Annotated in this window: 3 protein-coding genes; all 3 read right to left on the reverse strand. The window is 26.7% G+C overall.

The genetic code is table 11. The features are described from left to right. Nucleotides 1-118: HXXEE domain-containing protein (locus Q0370_RS11740; protein WP_367270792.1), on the reverse strand; the 118-nt coding region annotated here is incomplete at its 3' end. A 2-nt stretch (nucleotides 119-120) separates the two neighbouring features. Beyond that, nucleotides 121-1,134, reverse strand: coding sequence for a cobalt-precorrin 5A hydrolase (cbiG, locus tag Q0370_RS00345; protein WP_299570535.1), 1,014 nt, complete (start codon nucleotides 1,132-1,134; stop codon nucleotides 121-123). A 15-nt stretch (nucleotides 1,135-1,149) separates the two neighbouring features. Continuing rightward, on the reverse strand, nucleotides 1,150-2,500 hold a 1,351-nt coding region (locus tag Q0370_RS00350), incomplete at its 5' end, for a DKNYY domain-containing protein (RefSeq protein ID WP_299570538.1).

Consider the following 2,500-nt stretch of genomic DNA (forward strand, 5'->3'; position numbering starts at 1 on the left):
TTTTCATATCTTTTACAACTTTATTTTTTTCTATAAATTTTTTTATAAAAATTATTTCTTCAAATTCGTGTATCATAAATAACACTATTATTATAAATGACAATTTGTATATTTCCATTCTTACATTTGTTCCTCAAAAATTGAAATTGTAACTCCTTCCAACTTCACTTTTTTCACCAAAAAACTTCCTTTACCGCTAGAAGCCAAAAATGCACAAGGCTCGGAAACACCATATACTCCAATTTGATTTTTTACAAATTCAGAACGTTCTTCAACTAAATCTTCCACTTTCAAAATTTCTTCCTTATCAAAGAATTTAATTGGAATTTCAAGTTCTTCCATTGCCTCAATAAGCCCAATTTCATCAGATTTTACCCAGGCAGATGCTGCCATTTTTATAGCGGAAAGCTCTAAATTTTGTTTATCCATCACATATTTTAATTTTTCTATAATATGCTCCTTGCTAACTCCTCTTTTGCATCCAATACCAATAAAAATATTCTGTGGAATAATTTTTGAGATTTCAATATTTTTTCTATTTGACACAATTATTGCTCCAGCACTATTTTCATCGTGATTTACAATGTTTTTTGGTAAATGCAGGCTAACTTTTTCTCCGTTCACAATTAGCGAAGTAACTCTTTTAGCTCCTTCCAAATCTTCTAATTTTGCCTTTATTTTTTGTGAAAATGTGTCTACAGCTATTTTTCCACCTACATCTGAAGCAGTTGTAATTACGGGGATAGCACCGATTCCTTGTGCGATTTTCTCACATTCTTCATTTGCTCCTCCTAGATGTCCTGAAAGCAGTGAAATAACAAAATTGGCATGGTCATCAACAGTAATTACCGCAGGATCGGTATCCTTACTTTTAAATTTTCCGTCAATTATTCTCACAACAGCTCCAGTTGCTGCAACAAATATATGTAAATCATATTTATTAAATGTTTTTTCAAGCAAAATAGGCACTCTTTCATTTATAATAAATAGATTTTCAATATTTTCATTTTCAAGATTTAATAAATTAGCAACTCTTCCTGAAACATAAATATGTAAATCCTTATACACATTCTCTTTTATTCTTAAACAAGTTTTATAACCAGTTTTACTTACACAGTAAATTGCTGTTCTCATTTCTTCTCCTTTTTTCTATTTCTTTATAAATTTAATTTCTATTTTATCTTCATCAATTACGCTGCCATTCACAATATATTTTCCATTTTTATCTTCCAGTTCTCTTGCTGATTTCCATTTAAGAGTTTCAAAATCTATATTTTCAAATTTTTTAGTCTTTACAAAATTAAATCCTGAAAAATAATCATAAAAAATTACAAATAAATTATTTTCATCTCGAACATATATAATTTTTTCCGTTATTGGCTCTTTCACAACTTGAAATTTTTCAGGTTTTACATCTTTTAATTCAAGACCAAACAAATAAACTTTATCTTTATCTTTTCCAAAATCATCTTTAGTTTCTATATTTTCAAAATATAATACTTCAAATGATTTTACATCTACATTTTGAACTTCTTGTATATCCGCATATTCTTTACTAAAATAAACTTTTTTATCGTCTTTTGTATAATAACCATTTAGCACTTTAAAATTTTTAGGATTTAATCCTTTCAGCTCTTTTACCATTTCATCTTTTCCATCCATAAAATTTATGTAATATGCTTTATTTTTATCTTTTGCATACATAAAATAATCTTTTTCATAATCTTTTACTATTTGAAAACTTTTTCCATCCACATTTAAAACCGTTCCGTCATTAGAATAAAATTGATTTTTATCTCTTACCAAATGTTCATTAATTCTTTGAAAAGTATATGGATCGGAATTTTTTATTCTTTCATTAGAATCATACAAATAATTTTTATCCCTCGCAAATCCTGCATAAATATCAATTACTTCAAAAGTTTTTGCATCTGCACCTTCAATTTTTTCATTTCCTAAGTAAACATTATTTTTATCTTTTGCGATATAATAACCCAAAACCTCAAAAGAATTTTTATCTGCTCCTTGTATTTTTTCCAAATTCTCATAGGCATAGTAAATATTATTTTTATCAACAAAATAATCTATGCTCGTAACATCTTTGCCATTTTCTAAAGCTCTAAAAGTTTTAACATCAAGTCCATCTAAAGATATTTTTTTCGTATTTATTTTATTATCCGAAGATATTGGTATACTATCTGTAATATCAGCTTCAATTTTATATACATTTTTATTATCTTTCACATAATTTTCTTTTACTGTTTCAAATCCTTCAGGCAAAACATCTTTAAGTTTCTTACCATAAAAATAAACATATTTATTATCTTTTGCATAATAATCGCCAATAAACTCTCTATCTTCCTTTAAAGGTTCAAAACTTTCAATATCTACATCTTTTACTTTCGACTTAATCTCATAATATGGCATTTTATAATAAATTTCACCATTTTCCTTTAAATATTCGGCATTTGCAATGCTTCCTGCTAGGATAAATAAAATT

Origin of the sequence: uncultured Leptotrichia sp., from assembly GCF_938036635.1 — a bacterium.
Taxonomy (GTDB): Bacteria; Fusobacteriota; Fusobacteriia; order Fusobacteriales; family Leptotrichiaceae; genus Leptotrichia; species Leptotrichia hongkongensis.

Bases quoted from the DNA above. Each gene is read 5' to 3' on its own strand.
- cbiG (WP_299570535.1), bottom strand. From the start codon at position 1,134: ATGAGAACAGCAATTTACTGTGTAAGTAAAACTGGTTATAAAACTTGT.